General features: G+C 70.8%; 15 protein-coding genes. 6 read left to right on the top strand and 9 right to left on the bottom strand.

What is annotated here, in order from left to right:
* The 6 genes from AC3ANN_RS16395 to AC3ANN_RS16370 are packed head-to-tail and all read left to right on the top strand — an operon-like array spanning position 1 to position 6,512.
* Positions 1 to 1,023, top strand: a complete 1,023-nt coding sequence (locus AC3ANN_RS16395) for a LacI family DNA-binding transcriptional regulator (RefSeq protein ID WP_488338447.1) — start codon at positions 1 to 3, stop codon at positions 1,021 to 1,023.
* 45 nt (positions 1,024 to 1,068) lie between these two features.
* The gene (locus tag AC3ANN_RS16390; protein ID WP_488338446.1) at positions 1,069 to 2,586 is read left to right on the top strand and encodes an apiosidase-like domain-containing protein; all 1,518 of its coding nucleotides are present in this window, start codon (positions 1,069 to 1,071) and stop codon (positions 2,584 to 2,586) included.
* A gap of 3 nt (positions 2,587 to 2,589) precedes the next feature.
* The gene (locus AC3ANN_RS16385) at positions 2,590 to 4,683 is read left to right on the top strand and encodes a beta-galactosidase (protein ID WP_488340855.1); all 2,094 of its coding nucleotides are present in this window, start codon (positions 2,590 to 2,592) and stop codon (positions 4,681 to 4,683) included.
* Positions 4,684 to 4,732: 49 nt separating this feature from the next.
* The gene (locus AC3ANN_RS16380) at positions 4,733 to 5,305 is read left to right on the top strand and encodes a helix-turn-helix domain-containing protein (RefSeq protein WP_488338445.1); all 573 of its coding nucleotides are present in this window, start codon (positions 4,733 to 4,735) and stop codon (positions 5,303 to 5,305) included.
* On the top strand, positions 5,302 to 5,856 hold the full coding sequence (locus AC3ANN_RS16375) for an SRPBCC family protein (RefSeq protein WP_488338444.1): 555 nt from the start codon (positions 5,302 to 5,304) through the stop codon (positions 5,854 to 5,856). Before AC3ANN_RS16380 ends, AC3ANN_RS16375 begins: the two co-directional genes overlap by 4 nt.
* Positions 5,853 to 6,512, top strand: a complete 660-nt coding sequence (locus tag AC3ANN_RS16370; RefSeq protein WP_488338443.1) for an N-acyl homoserine lactonase family protein — start codon at positions 5,853 to 5,855, stop codon at positions 6,510 to 6,512. Before AC3ANN_RS16375 ends, AC3ANN_RS16370 begins: the two co-directional genes overlap by 4 nt.
* A 95-nt stretch (positions 6,513 to 6,607) precedes the next feature.
* Here AC3ANN_RS16370 and AC3ANN_RS16365 read toward each other — a convergent pair whose 3' ends face one another.
* The 9 genes from AC3ANN_RS16365 to AC3ANN_RS16325 all read right to left on the bottom strand — a co-directional run bounded on the left by AC3ANN_RS16365 (position 6,608) and on the right by AC3ANN_RS16325 (position 16,590).
* The gene (locus AC3ANN_RS16365) at positions 6,608 to 7,873 is read right to left on the bottom strand and encodes an MGH1-like glycoside hydrolase domain-containing protein (RefSeq protein WP_488338442.1); all 1,266 of its coding nucleotides are present in this window, start codon (positions 7,871 to 7,873) and stop codon (positions 6,608 to 6,610) included.
* A 35-nt stretch (positions 7,874 to 7,908) separates the two neighbouring features.
* Positions 7,909 to 9,642, bottom strand: coding sequence for a D-apionate lactonase family protein (locus AC3ANN_RS16360; RefSeq protein ID WP_488338441.1), 1,734 nt, complete (start codon positions 9,640 to 9,642; stop codon positions 7,909 to 7,911).
* Positions 9,643 to 9,706: 64 nt separating this feature from the next.
* Positions 9,707 to 10,462 (bottom strand): SDR family NAD(P)-dependent oxidoreductase, encoded by a 756-nt coding sequence (locus AC3ANN_RS16355; protein ID WP_488338440.1) that lies wholly within the window; start codon positions 10,460 to 10,462, stop codon positions 9,707 to 9,709.
* Positions 10,463 to 10,488: 26 nt separating this feature from the next.
* On the bottom strand, positions 10,489 to 11,355 hold the full coding sequence (locus AC3ANN_RS16350) for a phosphogluconate dehydrogenase C-terminal domain-containing protein (RefSeq protein WP_488338439.1): 867 nt from the start codon (positions 11,353 to 11,355) through the stop codon (positions 10,489 to 10,491).
* Entirely contained in the window at positions 11,352 to 12,161 is an 810-nt protein-coding gene (locus AC3ANN_RS16345; RefSeq protein ID WP_488338438.1) for a sugar phosphate isomerase/epimerase family protein, read from the bottom strand. The genes AC3ANN_RS16350 and AC3ANN_RS16345 overlap by 4 nt, the downstream gene beginning before the upstream one ends.
* Positions 12,158 to 12,937 carry a triose-phosphate isomerase family protein gene (locus tag AC3ANN_RS16340; RefSeq protein WP_488338437.1) on the bottom strand — a complete coding sequence of 260 codons (780 nt, stop codon included), beginning with the start codon at positions 12,935 to 12,937 and terminating at the stop codon, positions 12,158 to 12,160. The genes AC3ANN_RS16345 and AC3ANN_RS16340 overlap by 4 nt, the downstream gene beginning before the upstream one ends.
* Positions 12,937 to 13,422, bottom strand: coding sequence for a ribose-5-phosphate isomerase (locus AC3ANN_RS16335; protein WP_488338436.1), 486 nt, complete (start codon positions 13,420 to 13,422; stop codon positions 12,937 to 12,939). The genes AC3ANN_RS16340 and AC3ANN_RS16335 overlap by 1 nt, the downstream gene beginning before the upstream one ends.
* Positions 13,409 to 15,184: a dihydroxyacetone kinase family protein gene (locus tag AC3ANN_RS16330; protein ID WP_488338435.1), complete on the bottom strand. Its 1,776-nt coding sequence runs from the start codon at positions 15,182 to 15,184 to the stop codon at positions 13,409 to 13,411. Before AC3ANN_RS16330 ends, AC3ANN_RS16335 begins: the two co-directional genes overlap by 14 nt.
* Entirely contained in the window at positions 15,181 to 16,590 is a 1,410-nt protein-coding gene (locus tag AC3ANN_RS16325) for an MFS transporter (protein WP_488338434.1), read from the bottom strand. Before AC3ANN_RS16325 ends, AC3ANN_RS16330 begins: the two co-directional genes overlap by 4 nt.
* Between the last annotated feature and the right edge of the window lie 81 nt (positions 16,591 to 16,671).

Here is a 16,671-nt window from a genome sequence, read left to right as displayed (position 1 = left end):
GTGTCGCGGCAGAGCGGTTCGAGCGGCCAGCGGCCGGGCATCCGCCAGGTCGCCGAACGCGCGGGAGTCGCCGTCGGCACAGTGTCGGCGTACCTGAACCACCCCGATCGCGTCTCCGCGGAGCGGGCGCGTCGCATCGCCGAGGCCATCGACGAGCTCGGGTTCGTGCCGAGCATCGCCGGACGCCAGCTGCGCCTGGGCGTCAGCACCCTGATCGGCTACCTGTCGCCCGACGTCAGCAACCCGCACTTCAGCGAGATCGCCGAGGAGGTCGAGCGCCGCGCCGAGCGGCTCGGCATGACCGTGTTCTTCGCGCACTCGCACGGCGACCACGACCGCGAGAACGCCTACCTCGAGGCGTTCGAGCAGCGGCAGGTGCGCGGGCTGCTGGTCGCCTCCTTCGCGCCGATCGAGGACCGCATCGCCGCGATGCGCGACCGCGGCACGCCCTCGGTGCTCGTCGGGCGCCGCGCCTGCCGCCCCGAGCAGCCGTCCGTCTCGATCGACGATGTCTCGGGCGGTCGGCAGGCGGCTCGTCATCTGATCGAGAACGGATGCCGCCGCCTCGCGTTCGTCGGCGGTCCGCTGCCCGTGCAGCAGGTGGCCGACCGCCTCGCCGGAGCCCGCGAGGCGGCTCCCGCGGTCGAGGTGATCGAGGTCGTCGAGCGGTCGATCGCTGCCGGTCGCGCCGTGGGCGCCGAGCTCGCGCGCCGTCCCGCCGGGGAGCGGCCCGACGGCGTCTTCGCGGCCAACGACGTCCTGGCCCTCGGCATCCTGCAGTCGCTCGTCGCCGGCGGCGTCTCGGTGCCGCACGATGTCGCCCTCGTCGGCTACGACGACAACGAGTTCGCGGACGCCTCGCTCATCCCGCTCACGAGCGTCCGGGCGCGACACGAAGGCTTCGGGTCCGCCGCGGTGGACCTGCTCTTCGAGGCCATCGAGCACGGATCGGCGGCCGACCCGCAGCGCGTGTACGAGCCGGAGCTCGTCGTGCGCGAGAGCTCGCGGCGCACCGACCCCTGATCCGCACATCCCGCACGCACCGCTACGACACCGAAGGAGAACCACGTGTCCCATTCGCAGCCGCATGAGCTGTATCGCCCTCTCGAGCTCACGTTCGAAGGCACTCGCACTCTCCCCGCCGATCGCACTCCGCTCACCCTGCGACTGCGGCACGCGGCATCCGGTGCCGAACGCGTCGTGCCGGGATTCTGGGACGGCGGCACGATGTATCGCGCGCGCTTCGCCCCCGATCTCGAGGGCGCGTGGACCTGGGAGAGCGAAAGCGACGAGGCCGCGCTGAGCGGTGCGACGGGAGAGTTCGAGGTCGTCCGCGGCGGAAACCACGGACCTGTGCGCGTCGCCCACCGCTTCCACTTCGCCCACGCCGACGGCACGCCGTTCCGTCCGGTCGGCACGACGGCGTACAACTGGCTGCACCAGGACGAGCCACTGTTCTCGTCGACCGTCGACGCGATCGCCGAGGCGGGGTTCAACAAGTTCCGCTTCATGGTCTTCCCGCAGGGCGGCGGGTACATCGAGCACATCCCTGAACTCATGCCGTTGGAGAAGACGAACGGCCGGTGGGACGTCACCAAGCCCGTGCCCGCGTTCTTCCAGCGGCTCGACCGCGCGGTCGAGGTGCTGGGCGACCGCGGAATCCAGGCCGACGTGCTGATCTACAACGCCTATGACCGCGGCCAGTTCGGCCTCAACGAGCTCACCGAGGAGGAGGACGCGGTCTACCTGCGCTACCTCGTCGCGCGCCTGGCCGCGTACCCCCACGTGTGGTGGTCGCTGTGCAACGAGTTCGACCAGCTCGAGCGCCCGGCGGAGCGGTGGGACCGCACCGGAGCGCTGCTCGCCGAGATCGATCCCTATGACCACCTCCGTTCGATCCACAACTGGATCGAGCTGCACGACAACAACCAGCCGTGGATCACGCACGCGTCGATCCAGAACGGCTCGGCGACGACCGAGTTCGGCCGCGCGAACCTCTACCGCGACGTCTACGGCAAGCCGGTCGTGCTCGATGAGATCAAGTACGAGGGCGACATCCCCGACCGCTGGGGCCACCTCGACGCCGAGCAGCTCGTGCACCAGTTCTGGATCACGACCGTGGCCGGGTGCTACGCCTCGCACGGCGAGAGCTTCGTGACCGAGTCGGGAAGCCTCCACATGGTCGAGGGCGGGCCACTGCGCGGCGACTCGCCGGCCCGGCTGGCGTTCCTGCGACGGATTCTCGAGGAGGTCGAGGGCCCCGGCCTCGACCCGATCGACAAGTGGGATGACCCGGCCTATGTCGCCGGCATCCCCCGCCGTCTCTACGTGCAGTATCTCGGCAACAGCGCGCCCGCGACGTGGGCCTTCCGGCTGCCCATCGGCGTGCCGGGCGAGCTCCCGGAGCCCGGCGACCGGTTCGAGGTCGACGTGATCGACACGTGGAACATGACGGTCACGCCCGTGGGCCGGGTGTTCACCCTCGACGACGTGCAACGCAACGACGCGTACGACCGGGCGTCCGCGCCGGTCGAACTGCCCGAGGGCGAGGCGATCGCGCTGCGCATCACCCGCGTCGAGGGCTGAGCCCTGGACTCCGTCGACCGCCTGGGTGCGTGGCGGCGCGGCCCGCGCCTCGGGACGGCGTACTACCACGAGTACCTGCCCGGCGATGCCCATTCCAGACGTGCGCGGCTCGAGACCGATCTTCGCCTGATGACGGATGCCGGGATCACGTGCATCCGCGTGGGCGAGTCGGTGTGGTCCACCTGGGAGCCGCGAGACGGCGAGTTCCACCTCGAGTGGCTGACGCCGGTGCTCGACGCCGCCGATGCGCACGGCATCGACGTCATCCTCGGGACCCCGACGTACGCGGTGCCGCCGTGGCTCGCGCGCACTCACCCCGAGCTCGCGGTCGTCCGTCGCGACGGCTCGCGCGTGCCGTGGGGTGGGCGCCAGGAGGTCGACTACACGTCCGAGGTCTTCCGCGGCTACGCCGAGCGGGTCATCCGGGCCGTGCTCGGCCGGCATGGGCGGCATCCCGCGGTGATCGGCGTGCAGCTCGACAACGAGGCGGGACTGCACCTCATCCACAACGATCATGTCGTCGACCGGTTCCGGCACTGGGTCGCAGATCGTTATGGCGACGTGGAGACGCTCAACCGCGAATGGGGCTTGACCTATTGGTCGCACCGCATCGGCGCGTGGGACGAGCTGTGGGCACCCGCGGGCAACACCACCCCGGCGTACGAACTGGCATGGCGGCGGTTCCAGGCGGAGCAGACGGCCGACTTCATCGAATGGCAGGCGGGCATCGCCCGCGAGCTCGTGGCCGACGACACGTTCCTGACGACCTGCATCGCGTATCAGCGACCGGCGATGGACGACGTGGCCGTCGCCAGCGCCCTCGACATCGCCAGCGGCAACGCCTACTACCTCGCTCAAGACGCGCTCGACCTCGACCGCGAGGGCGCCGGCGGTCAGTGGTACGCCGACGACGTGCCGCAGCTGATCCTCATGGCCGACCGCATGCGGGGATCGCGGCAGGGGCCGTTCCTCGTCACCGAGACCGGGGCGGGTTCGATCGGTCCGGCGTGGCTCACGCGTCCTCCGTACGACGGCCAGCTCGCGCAGGCGGCATGGCTGCTCGTCGCGCGCGGCGCGCGTCTGGTGTCGTACTGGCACTGGCACACGCTGCACTCGGGCGCCGAGGTGCACTGGGGCGGAATCCTCGGGCACGACCTCGAGCCGGGCCGCGTGCACGCCGAGATCGCGCAGATCGGCCGCCAGTTCGCCGCGTCGGCGGAATGGCTGACCGATGCCGAGCCCGACGCCGATGTGGGCCTCGTGTACGCGCACGACAGCGAGTGGATGATGCAGTTCGAGCCGCCGCTCGCGTCGGCCGGTGCGCCGGACCGTGCAGCGTACGCCCGGATCGTCGGCGCGTTCGGGCGCGCCGCGGTGGACGCCGGGCTCCAGGTGGCGCACGTGAACGAGCGCCAGCTGCCCGAGGCCGCCGAGCTCGTGCGGCGACACCCGGTGCTCGTGGTCGCGGGCCTGGTCGCGGCATCCGACCCGACTCTCGACACGCTGGCCGAGTACGCGCGACTCGGCGGGCGGCTCATCGTCGGACCGCGCACGGGGTACGGCGACGACGAGGGCCGCATGCGCACAGCGACCGCCCCGGCGGTGCTCGGCCCCCTCGCCGGCGTGCGCTACCGCGAGTTCGCGGCGCTCGCCGAGCCGATCGAGGTCGTCCGCGCCGGCGAGGTGGTCGGCACCGCGCATGGCTGGGCGGACGGCCTCGAGGCGACGGATGCCGAGCCGCTGCTCGCGTACCGGCATGAGCTGTTCGGACGCTGGGTGGCAGCGACGCACCGCACTGTCGGATCCGGTTCGATCACCGTGGTCGGCACGCTCCTCGATCGCCAGACGCTCGCCGACCTCGTCTCGGACATCGCGGGACCGGTCGACGGGATCCTCGCGGCGCGGCCGAGTTCGGTCACGGCGCACTCGCTCACCAGCCCGCGCGGTCGCGTGTGGGTCGTTCACAACTGGTCGCCGAGGCCCTCGACCGTCGGGCTGACGCGGGCCGCGGCATCCGTCGTCGACGACGCGACCCACGGGGCCGGGTCGACGGTGGAGCTCGGCCCGTGGGACGTGCGCGTCTGGCGCGAGGTCTGAGCCCCAATAGCCCTTGACAACAATTATTGTCAAGGCTACGGTCGGGGTCGTGGACGACCTTCGAGTACTCAACGACGCTGCCGCCGTGGCGGTCGCGCTCGATCCGATCCGAGCCGCGATCCTCGGCGCTCTGAACGAGCCCGGCTCGGCGGCGTCGATCGCGGCGACGGTCGGCGTGACGCGTCAGAAGGCCAACTACCACTTGAAGGCGCTGGAGGAGCAGGGACTGGTCGAACCGGCCGGGGAACGAGCCTGGGGCGGGATCACCGAGCGCTACGTGCAGCGTGCGGCCCGGGCCCTCGTCGTGGCGCCCGACGTGCTGGCGGGCACCGCCGCCGACCCGGATGAGGTCGCTGATCGCCTCTCTGCCGCCTACCTGGTCGCGGTGAATGCGCGGGCTGTGTCAGAGGTCGGCGCGATCGCCGATCGTGCTGCGGGAACGCGGATTCCCACCCTGACCGTCGACACGGTGATCGGATTCCGCTCGCCCGAGGACCGCGCCGCGTTCGCCTCAGAGCTCCAATCGGCGATCGCCGCGCTGGCCGCCAGGTACCACCACGACGACGGGCGTCCCCATCGCCTCACCGTTTCGTCATACCCCCGACCTGAGGAGTCCTCGTGAACAGTCCCGACGAACCCGACCGCGTCGAATACCGGTCCGAGAGCGGCACCGAGGTGGCCGCTGCCCCGGAACAGGTGTGGGACGCGATCGCGACAGCCGCAGGAATCTCGGCATGGATGGTGCCGACCAGACTCGACCCGCGGATCGGCGGCGAGGTGTCGTTCGATCATGGTGACTTCCGGTCGACGGGTGTCGTCACCGCGTACGCACCGAATCATCGCTTCGCCTACGAAGAGCCGTGGCCGATGACCGAGCCGATGCGTGAATGGGCTTCCGCTGTCGCCGGACGCGAGCTCACTGACGACGACCTCTCATCGGTGTCGCCGATCGCCACCGAGTTCCTGATCGAAGCGGCGTCTGGAGGCACCTGCGTGATCCGGGTCGTCTCGAGCGCGTATGGAACGGGAGCGGACTGGGAGAACGAGTTCTTCACCGAGATGGCCGCCGGCTGGGGCACGGCCCCCTTCGGCCGCGATGCGAGCACGCCCTTCCTCGCCCGGCTCGCCAGGTATCTCGTCGAAACGCCGACCGGCCGGGGAGCACTCCGATGATCACCCCACAGCCCGCGCACCAGAATCCGGACGCGCGGCCCGCAACCACCATCACGCCGGTCCTCGTCGCCGATCTGGCCGTCGAGGGCGAACGGATGCCGGTCTACGTGCACGTCATCGATCACCCCGATGCGCGGGTTCTGGTCGACACCGGCATGACGGAGCTGCACCCGCTGCTGGCCGACATGGATCCGCGGCTCCACCCGCTGAGCGAGCAGGACCTCGACCTCGACAGCATCGACATCGTCGTCAACACGCACTTGCACTTCGACCATTGCGGCGGCAACCACCTCTTCGCCGGCAAGCCGATCTACGTCCAGCGCCGCGAGCTCGATGATGCGCGTGATGAGGAGGCGTACGAGTACACGCTGTTTCGCGAGAAGGTCGATACGCCCGACCTGCGCTATGTGCCTGTCGACGGAGAACTGCAGCTGCTTCCCGGCGTCCGGCTCGTGTCGGCGCCCGGGCATACCGACGGGACGCAGATCGTCGTGGTCGAGACTGCTGGGCGTCCCGTCGTCATCGCCGGCGATGTGGCGGTGTGGTTCGGCGAACTGGACGAGCCGCACACCCAGGGCCAGCTGCATGTCCGCGCGCTCGACCCCGAGCTGGTGTGGCTCGCGCACGAGCACGAGGCGTGGCGACCCCACGGGTGAGGCTCGACCGCTCCGGTCGTTGAGCGAGCGAAGCGAGCCGAAGCGGCCCGAGACGCAGGCGCACGTTGGCCTGGCGTTCCGGCTCGGTCGCTGGGTCAGAACTCCCAGGCGACCGGGCGGTCCTCCAGCCACGCGATCATGTTGAGCACGAGGTAGTTCCAGTTCTGGAAGTTCCGCGTCATGATGGGCGCGCCGGTGTCGGGGTGGTAGAACTCGTGGAGCGAGCCGGAGCTCTCGAGGTCGCGGCCGAAGAGCGCCACCGTCTCCTCGGCGAGCTGCCGGGCGTCGTCGGTGAAGCCGTACGCGAGCAGCCCGCGGAAGACGAGGTAGTTGCTGACGCCCCACACCGGCCCGAGCCAGTTCGAGGGGTTGTTCGACGCCCGCAGGCTGTACTGCTTCTCGAGCCGGGACAGGGTGCGAACGCCGTAGTTGGCGCGGAAGGTGCGCCGGTCGGAGAGCCGCTCGCGCATGCGCTCGGCCTGCTCCTGCGAGGCGATCCCGGCCCACATGGGGAGGAAGCTCGACCAGCTGTCAACGCGCAGCAGCAGCGACGACCACGACCGCGGCGCCCCGCGATGGAGCCAGTCGTCGAGGTCGATCGGGCGCAGGGCCAGATCCGCGCTGTAGAACGTGCCGTCCCGCTCGTCCCACAGGTGGGTCGTGATCGCGTCGGCGAGATCCTGAGCGCGACCGCGCCACCGGTTGGCCTCGCGGACCTGGTCGACGTCCTCGAGCAGCGACCCGTACGCGAGCAGCTCGCGGTACAGCAGCGAGTTCAGGTAGATCGACGCCGTGCTGCGGTCGGGCCGGTAGTACACCGAGGGGTCGTTGTCGACGCCGATCGCGAAGTCCGTCTGCCAGTAGGCGAGCCCGGTCTCTTCGTGCACGTGGCTCTCGAGGTAGCGCGAGAGGAAGCGCTCGATGACCGGCAGGTCGTCGCGGATCCACTCGGCACTGCCGCGTCGCCGGGCGAGCAGCGCCGCCTGCTGCGCGATCACCGGCTTGTGCATGTTCTGCGAGAACCCGCCGGCGCGGCTGGGATCACCGTGCAGGAAGGGGCCATCGGGCTTGAGGAGCAGCGGCATGACGCCGTCGTCGTCGGTGTGATCGAGGAAGTTGCGGATGGTGCCCTCCTCGTACGCCCCGAACCTGCCCTGCTGCGCCGTGTCGAGCTCGACCTGGCCGAGAGCGACGCTGATGAACCACGAGTCCCAGTCCCACAGCGCGTCGGAGTAGTACGGCGAGTCGGGCGAGCTCGGGACCGTGTACGGGTGCGAGAGGATGCCGGACGGCTCGCGCGTCATCTGCACGCTCCGCTCGTGGATGTGGGCTTCGAGCAGGCGCATCCAGCGCTCGGACATGGGGCTCCTTGGTGAGTCGGGGTTCGCGGAAGGAATCAGATGCGGACGACGCCGCCGGCGGGCACGTGGGTGCTGCGGGTCTCGCCGCCGGGAAGTGCCACCTCGACGGAACGGGGCTCGCGGTCGAGGTTGGCGACGAGCACGACGTCACCGGCAGCGGTGCGCGCCCCGAGCGCCCACACCAGTCCGTCGGGGGAGTCGCCGCGCAGGCCCGGCTTCTGCGCCAGCTCGGCGAGCGCGGAGACGGCGTCGAAGACCGGATACGGTGTGCCGTCCGCGGCCCGCACGCCGCGAGCCCCCCATTCCTCGAAGTATGCGAGCGTCGCGACTCCGGGCACCGCGAAGGCCGCCGCGCTCGCCACCGTCCACGCCGCCAGCTCGGGAGCCGACTGACGCGGGTCAGCGGCGTCCGTCAGCGCCGATCCGTAGCCGTCGCGCAAGTCGTCGTGCGCGGGCATCGGCGGCGGTGTCGTCGCGACGTCGTTGAAGTGCGGGCGCAGCGAGATCGGGCCGATGTGCACGGGAGGTCCGCCGGCGAGCTCGACGCCCTGCGCCGCGACGAGGCGCTGCACCCGCAGTGCCTCGACGAGCTGCGCGGTGCTGAGGCTGTGGAAGAGCGGCGTGCTGCTGAACACCACGCCGTCGAGTCGCCGCGGCAGACGGTGGTGCTCGCGGTTGAGCTCGGTGAAGTGCGAGCGCACGCCGCCCACGACGAGCGCATCGACGCCGGCCTCGGTGAGCGCATGGCGCAGGAGCGCGATCGCCTCGAGGTCTGAGACATGGCGGGCCGGGCCGGTCGGCCAGAACGCGGTGACGCGCGCCAGCGGGAGGTCCCGCAGCGCGTGGACCGCGTCGTCGATGCTCGTGGGGTCGTCTTCGGCGAGCACGAACCGCACGTCGAGAGGGAGACCGGATGCTGCGGCCCGGCGCAGCGCGGCACGCCAGTTGCGCGTCGCGAGGTCGAGCTCGACGATGACCGCCGACCACGGTGCCGCGTCGTGCCCCGCGGGGGCCGGATCGGGAGCGGTCGCCGCCGACACCGCGATCGCGGGCAGCGCGGGCCCCTCCTCGAGCCGGGTGCGGGTCACCGCGTCTGCCGGTGCGCCCGCGGGCGCACCCGACACCGAGACGTCGATCGACTGTACGACCCGCTCGCCCGCCGCCAGCGGGTACGGGAAGGGCAGCGCGAGGGGGCGGCTGTACGTCTTGTACGAGGCATCCGTCCAGTTGCGCTGGTCCTCCATCTCGAACACGTCGCCCGCGAAGCGCACGTCGACCTCGAGCCCGTCGTGCGACCACGACAGGCCGGCGATGTCGAACGCCGGCTGGTGCGGGCTGATGCGCGCGGGGAAAAGGGTGTGCTCGACGGCGCCGCCGGGGTGGCGGACGTCGAGCTCCACCCCTGCGAGCCCCGGCGGATGAAGGACGACCAGGCCCGTGCGATTGGTCTCGAAGGCACCGGCCGACTCGAGGTCGGTCAGCACCCGCAGGCGGCCCGGGCCGCGGACCTCGGCCCGCACGACTCCGCGCAGGTCGGAGCCGAGCCCATCGGAATGCACATGGATCGTCAGCGCGAGGTCGGACTCGTCGACCCGGTCGACGACGAGGGCCGCGGTGTCCCAGTTGCGGTCGCGGATGACGGCGCGCGCCGATCGCAGCACGACGTGACCGTCGTAGGCGAGGTCGGCGAACTCGTCGCCGCGGCGCTCGAGCGACCACCGGCCGCTCCGCCACGGAGCGGCCTCGTCGGCGTTCCAGATGTCGGTCATTGATCCATCCTTGCGGCGCGGCGCGTGATGCGGGCGGTGGACCGTCCACGCACAGCGGCCGAGATCAGAGCGAGGTCATCCCGCCGTCGACCTGGAACGTCGCACCCGTCGCGAAGGCGCCGTCGTCGCTCGCGAGGTACACCATGATGCCCGCCACGTCGTCGGGGGTGCCGGCGCGACCGATCGGGATGCGGCCGATGATGGCCGCGCGCGACTCGGGGTCCTCGCTGATGGCGGCGACGAGCGGCGTCTCGGTGTACGCCGGCTGCACCGTGTTCACGCGGATGCCGCGATCGGCATATGCCGCTGCGACCGTGCGCGCGAGTCCGTGGACGCCGGCCTTCGACGCGCTGTAGGCGGTGAAGTCCTTGCCCTCCCCGTTCACGGCGGTCGGGCTGCCCGTCAGGATGATCGAGCCGCCGCCGCGCGGGAGCAGGGAGCGCACCGCGTGCTTGACGGTCAGGAACGTCCCGGTCAGGTTGATGTCGATGGTGCGGCGCCACACGTCGAGGTCGAGGTCCGCCGCCGGCGCGTCCTGCCCGAACAGCTGCACCCCGGCGTTGGCCACGACGACGTCGGGCGTCCAGCCGGCCGCCTCGACCTCGGCGAACGCTGCGGCGACAGCGTCCTCGTCGGAGATGTCCATCGTCACGGCGCGTGCGTTCTCGCCGATCTCGGCGGCCGCGGCCGAAGCCCCGTCGCCGTTGCGGTCGGCGAGGATCACACGTGCACCCTCACGGGCGAAGCGCTGGGCGACCGCGAGGCCGATGCCCAGCGCCGCGCCCGTGATGAGCGCGGTCTTGCCGTCGAGCTGACCCATATCCGTTCCCTTCTGGCCGCGCGCTTTCAGCGTTCGATCTTGTCGAGGTGCAGCATGCGCGCGAGGTTCTTGTCGAGCTCGTCGTCGCGGAAGATCTTCTTCCAGTCCTCCTTGATGATCGACTCGCGCCCGTAGTCCATCGCGATGAGGCACGCGTCCGAGAACGGGTTGTCACCGCGCAGGCCGTTGGCGAGGGCCACCTGGGTGTGGCCGTACAGGATGCTGCGGGCCGCCGCCTCGGGAACGCCCATCGTGTTGACGGCCTCCTGCAGCGCCTCGTTGAGGAGGTCGCCGATCATGCAGGCGACCGTCTCGACGAGCGTCGGCTCGAGCTGGGCGAGCTGCTTGATGGTCACCCAGTGCACGTCGATGACCGGTGCGTAGATCGCGCGGACCGTGGCCTCGACGATGGCCTTCTTCGCCTCGTCGTCGGACTCGATCGCGGCGATCGCGTCCTGCGGCGCGGCGATGCCGCCGAAGGTGTCGGCCCACTCCTCGGGCGTCCGGCGCTGCAGGAAGATCGACGGATGGCAGGGGTGTGCCACCGCCTGAATGACGTCATCGCGCGTGGTCAGCAGGCCCGCGTACGCGGCCGCCGGGTCGAGCGTCAGCACGATGGCGCCGGACTTCAGCTGCGGCACGAGGTCGGCGGTCACCGACTGCAGGGCGAGGTCGGGCACGGCCAGCACGACGATGTCGGCGTCGGCGACGGCGGTCGCGGCATCCGTCAGCTCACGACCCGCGTCGATCGTGCGCTCGCGGCCCGCGGGCGAGTTCTCGACGTACCAGACGGTGTGGTCGGTCTTCACGAGATTGTTGGACACGCGCATGCCCATCTTGCCGCCCGCGCCGATGACGGCGATCTTGTAGGTCTCGGTGGTCGTCGTGCTCATGATGTGCTCCTCAGGTACTCGACGGTGATGCGGGTCCATTCCCGCTCGGTTCGGATGGTGGTCTCGGCGTCTCCCTGCCAGGAGAGCCAGTGCTCGACGATCTCGTTGACCTCTGGCTCGTCGGCGCCGCGCTCGCGCGGGCGGACGGTCTCGAGCAGGTGCGGGTAGTCGTGGAGGCCCTCACCCATCGGCGCGCCGCCATAGGTGAAGCCGACCCAGCCGGCCTGCCGGGCGAAGGCGAAATCCTTGACGTGGATGTTCTTGACGTGCGGCGCGGTCGCCTCGACGCAGTCGCGCGGACGCTCGAGCCGGGCGACGACGTTCGCCGGGTCGAGGCACACGCCGAGCCGGTCGCTGCCGATGCGCTCGATCAGGGCGACGAGGTCGTCGGTCGCCACCTGCTCATACGTCTCGAGGGCGAGGTCGACTCCGGATGCCTCGAACGCCGGCAGTGCGGCGCGCAGCCACTCTTCTGCCTGAGCCAGGGTCGGGCGGTTCTCGGGCGAGTACAGCATGCTGCGCACGAGCTTCGCGTCGAAGACACCGGCGAGGTCGAGGAAGCGGGCGAGCCGCTCGGGCTCGATGCCCTTGGTGCCCAGCTCGATCGTGAGGCCGAGGTCGCGGGCGGCTGCCGCGGCATCCGTCAGCTCGGCATCGACCATCGACTCGAGCGGCGCGTAGTCGCAGATCTGGAACAGGTCGACGCCGAGGTCCTTGGTGGCCTCGAACGCTCCGACCAGCGACAGCGGCTCCGGCACCTCGTCGGAGTGCTGCCAGAAGAACGCGTACGTGCCGAGGCCGATCATGCGCGGGCTTCCGTTCGGGCGGAGGCGAGGGCGGATGCCTCGTCGAGCACGGCGACGAGGGCGTCGGGGTCGTGCGCGAAGCGGCCGAGGAACAGGCCGTCGACGGCGTCGCCGAGGGTGGTGACCAGGCCGGGGCCCGCAGAGCCGCCGTAGATCACGACGCTCCCGGCTCGGGACGGATCGGCGGCGAGGGCGCCGGTGAGCGCCCGCGTGACCGTCGCGATGTGGCCGGCCGGAGCAGGCTCGGGCGCGCCGATCGCCCACACCGGTTCGTACGCGGCGATGATCGGCCCTGTCGGGGCGCCGTGCAGGTCGGCCTGGAGCTGCGCGACTGTCGCGGCTGCGGCATCCGCTGCGTCCATGCGCTCGGCCTCACCGATGCACAGCACCGGCGTGATGCCGTGGGAGAGAGCCGCCGCGGTCTTGCGGGCGGTGACCTCATCGGTCTCGCCGAACAGGCGCCGTCGCTCGGCGTGACCGATCTCGGCGACCGCGACGCCGACCTCGGCGAGCTCGGCGGCGGTCACCTCGCCGGTGTACGCGCCGGGGGCGAACTCGGACACGTCCTGCGCGCCGACGAGCACAGGCGTGCCCGCGAACGCCTCGAGCGCCGGGAGGATCTGAAGGTAGGAGGGGATGACGAAGAAGCGCACGGCTCCCGAGGTCACGCCGGGGTGAGCCGCAGCGCGCTGCGCGACATCGGCGAACCACGCGCGCGCCCGCTCGTGCCCGAAGTACGTCTTCAGGCTGACCCCGACCGTGACCTGCGCGGACATCAGCAGGAGCCTGTGGTCTCGAACTCGTCGATCACCGCGACCTTGCCTGCCGAAGCCGACGTCGTGTCGAATCGGTAGGTCAGCCACTCGCGCACCAGGCGGCGGGCGAGCTCGATGCCCACGACGCGCTGGCCCATCGTCAGCACCTGCGCGTTGTTCGACAGCACGCCGCGCTCGACCGAGAACGAGTCGTGGGCCGTGACGGCACGGATGCCGGGCACCTTGTTCGCGGCGATCGCGACGCCGAGGCCCGTGCCGCAGATGAGCAGGGCACGGTCGGCGTCACCGGCGGCGACGCGCTGGGCCGCCTCGATCGCGACCTTCGGGTAAGGCGTGTGTCCGTCGGCGTCCACGCCGACGTCGATGACCTCGACCACCCCGGCGTTGCTCTCGAGGTCCTTCTTGAGGATCTCCTTGTAGTCGAATCCGGCGTCGTCGGCGCCGATCACGATGCGCAGCGGCTGCGCGCCCTCAGTCGTGGGCATGGGCGTTCTCCTTGTCTGGGTGATGTGCCGCGAGCACCTCGGCCGCGAGCATGTCACCGATGGCGGTCACGATGAGCGCGAGCGAGATCGCGCCAGGATCGGGGGTTCCCACGCTGTTCTGGCCGTGCGTGCGGGCGCGGCCCATGCGGGGGAGGAGGTCGGCGGTCGCGGCGGCCGCACGGGTCGCGGCATCCGCCGCCGTCCGCCACGCGTCGGTCAGTCCGGCGCCGGCGTCGACGGCGTGGGTCAGGGTGGAGCTGAAGGGCACGAGGGCGTCGACGAGCGTCTTGTCGCCGACCTCGGCCTTGCCGTAGTCGGTGACGCCGCGCGATCCGGCGGCCACGCCGGCTGCCACGGCCGCCGCGTCGGGGCGACCCTCGTCGCCCAGCTTCGCCGCGACGGCGTTCAGGATGACGCCCCACAGTGCTCCCGACGTGCCGCCGGCCTTGTCGCTCCACGCGTCGGCCGCGAACTCGAGAGTGGTCCGCGCGCCCGCCCCCGCCTCGACGGCAGCCGCCGCGGCGGCCAGTGCCGCGTGCGAGCCGCGCTGCATGCCGATGCCGTGGTCGCCATCGCCGGCGATCGCGTCGATGCGGCCGAGCTCGTCGACGTGCGTGTCGACGGTCTCGGCGATGGTGCGCACGGCGGCGAGCACGACCTGCGCGGCGGAGCGCGATGCGTCGTCACCGGGCTCGATGGCGGCGAACGCATCGTCGGCTGATATTGAAGCATCCGTCGCCCGCTCCTGCGGCGCGACCGAGCCGCGGCGGTAGGCCGGTGTGTCGACGGGAGTCTGCCACAGCGTCTCGAGCTCGTCGTCGAGCCAGAACAGCGTGAGCGACGTGCCCGCCATGTCGAAGCTCGTGCAGTACTCGCCGACGTGCGGGTCGACGATCTCGAGGCCCGCGTCGCGGAGGAGCTCGGCGATGCGGCGGTAGACGACGAACATCTCCTCGTACTTCAGCGATCCGAGCCCGTTGAGGATCGGGACGACGCGGGCCCCCCTGGCCGCGTCGACCCCCTCGGGCACCTCGGCGAGGAGCCTGCCGACGAGCAGCTCGGCCAGCTCGTCGGCGGTCGGGATCGCCGTCTCGTCGATGCCGGGCTCGCCGTGGATCCCGAGGCCGATCGCCATGCGACCCTCGGGCACCGTGAACAGCGGCTGCTCCGCGCCGGGCAGCGTGCAGCCGGTGAACGCCACCCCGAACGACCGCGTGCGGTCGTTCGCGACCTGCGCCACCCGAGTGACCTCGGCGAGGTCGTATCCGGCCTCGGCAGCCGCCGCCGCGGTGCGGAACACCGTGAGGTCGCCCGCGATGCCGCGGCGCTTGTGCCGCTCGGAGGCGTCCGCCGACATGATGTCGTCGGTCACCGTGACGGTCTCGCATGCGATGCCCTCGGCGCGCAGGCGTTCCTGCGCCGCATCGAAGTTGAGCACGTCGCCGGCGTAGTTTCCGTAGCTGAAGAACACGCCTCCGCCGTTCTCGGCGGCCTTCGCGACGGCGTAGACCTGCTGGGCCGACGGCGAGGCGAACAGGTTGCCCATCGCGGCGCCGTGCGCGAGGCCCGGCCCGACGAGTCCCGCGAACGCAGGGTAGTGGCCCGACCCGCCGCCCACGACGACCGCGACCTGACCGGCGGGGGAGGTCGTCGAGCGCACGACCCCACCGGTCACGCGCCGCACGGAGCGCTCGTTTGCCGCGACGAAGCCGGCGATCATCTCGTCGGCGAAGTCGGCCGGGTCGTTCCACAGTCGGGTCATCGCACGTCGTCCTTCACGGCGGCGGTGTCGGCATCCTCTGCCGACAGGGGCGTCGGGGTGACCTGCTCAACGTCGACGGGGTTGATGCGATTGCTGCGCGCGAGCAGCACCATCAGCACGGCGGACAGCAGCATGAAGAAGCCGACGATGAACATCGGGATCTCGTAGCCGCCGGTCCAGTCGTGCACTGCGCCCGTCACGTACGGGGCCGAGAAGCCCGCGAGGTTGCCGATCGTGTTGATGAGGGCGACGCCCGCTGCCGCGGCGGCTCCCGTGAGGAAGCGCGTCGGAAGGGTCCAGAAGTTGGGCAGCGCGGCGAAGATCGCGCACGCCGTGACGGTGATGACGGCGATCGTCGCGGCCGGCGAGCCGGCGAAGAGCGCGAGCGGGATGCTCACGGCGCCGGCGATGGCGGGAACGGCGATGTGCCACGTCTTGAGGCCGCGCTTGGAGGCATCCCGCGACCAGAAGTACATGACGATCGCGGCCGGAAGGTACGGGATCGCCGTGATGAGACCCTTCTGGAGCGTGTCGAAGGTCTGGCCGGTCTGCGCCTGGAAGCCCTCGATGATCGTGGGGAGGAAGAAGGCGAGGGCGTACAGGCCGTAGATGAAGCCGAAGTAGATGAACGAGAGCACCCAGACGCGGCCGCTCTTGAAGGCGAAGCGCGCCGAGACGTGACCGTGCTCCTTCTTCTGCGTCGCCGCCTTCTCACGGTCGAGCGCGTCGGTGAGCCACACCTGCTCGTCGCGCGTGAGCCACTTCGCGTCGGTGGGCTTGTCCTTGAGGTAGAACCACGCGATGACGCCGACGACGATCGCCGGGATCGCGACGCCGAAGAACATGAAGCGCCAGCCCTCGAGCCCGAAGAACACCTCGTGCTGCTGGATCAGCCAGCCGGCGAGCGGGGCGCCGATCACGGTGGTCAGGGGCTGGGCGAGGTAGAAGAGCATCAGCACGCGGCCGCGGTACTGCGCGGGCACCCACAGGCTCAGGAAGAGGATCGCGCCGGGGAAGAAGCCCGCCTCGGCGACGCCGAGCAGGAAGCGCAGGATCACGAGCTGCTCGAAGTTCTGCACCCACGTGAACAGCAGCGCGACGATGCCCCAGCTCACCATGATGCGCGAGAGCCAGCGGCGCGCGCCGAACTTGTGCAGCGCGAGGTTCGACGGCACCTCGAGCAGGATGTAGCCGATGAAGAAGACGCCCGATGCGAACCCGAACTGAGCTGCGCTGAGGGCCAGGTCCTCGTTCATGCCGTTGGGGGCGGCGAAGCCGATCGCCGTGCGGTCGAGGTAGTTGATGAAGAACATCAGCGCCACGAAGGGCACGAGCCGGATCGAGACCTTGCGAATGGCCGACCGGGCGACCGAGGACTCCTCGGCGGTGTTCTGTTTGCTGTCCACGCTGACTCCTGCTCGTCGACGGTGATCGAGGTGTTCGGGTTATCGCGGACTATTGTGGCAAACCGGTTGACCAATTGCAAG

The organism is Microbacterium sp. STRO-2N (assembly GCF_057747775.1).
Note: the sequence above shows the minus strand (reverse complement) of the source record. Positions and strands in the feature narration are given on the sequence as shown.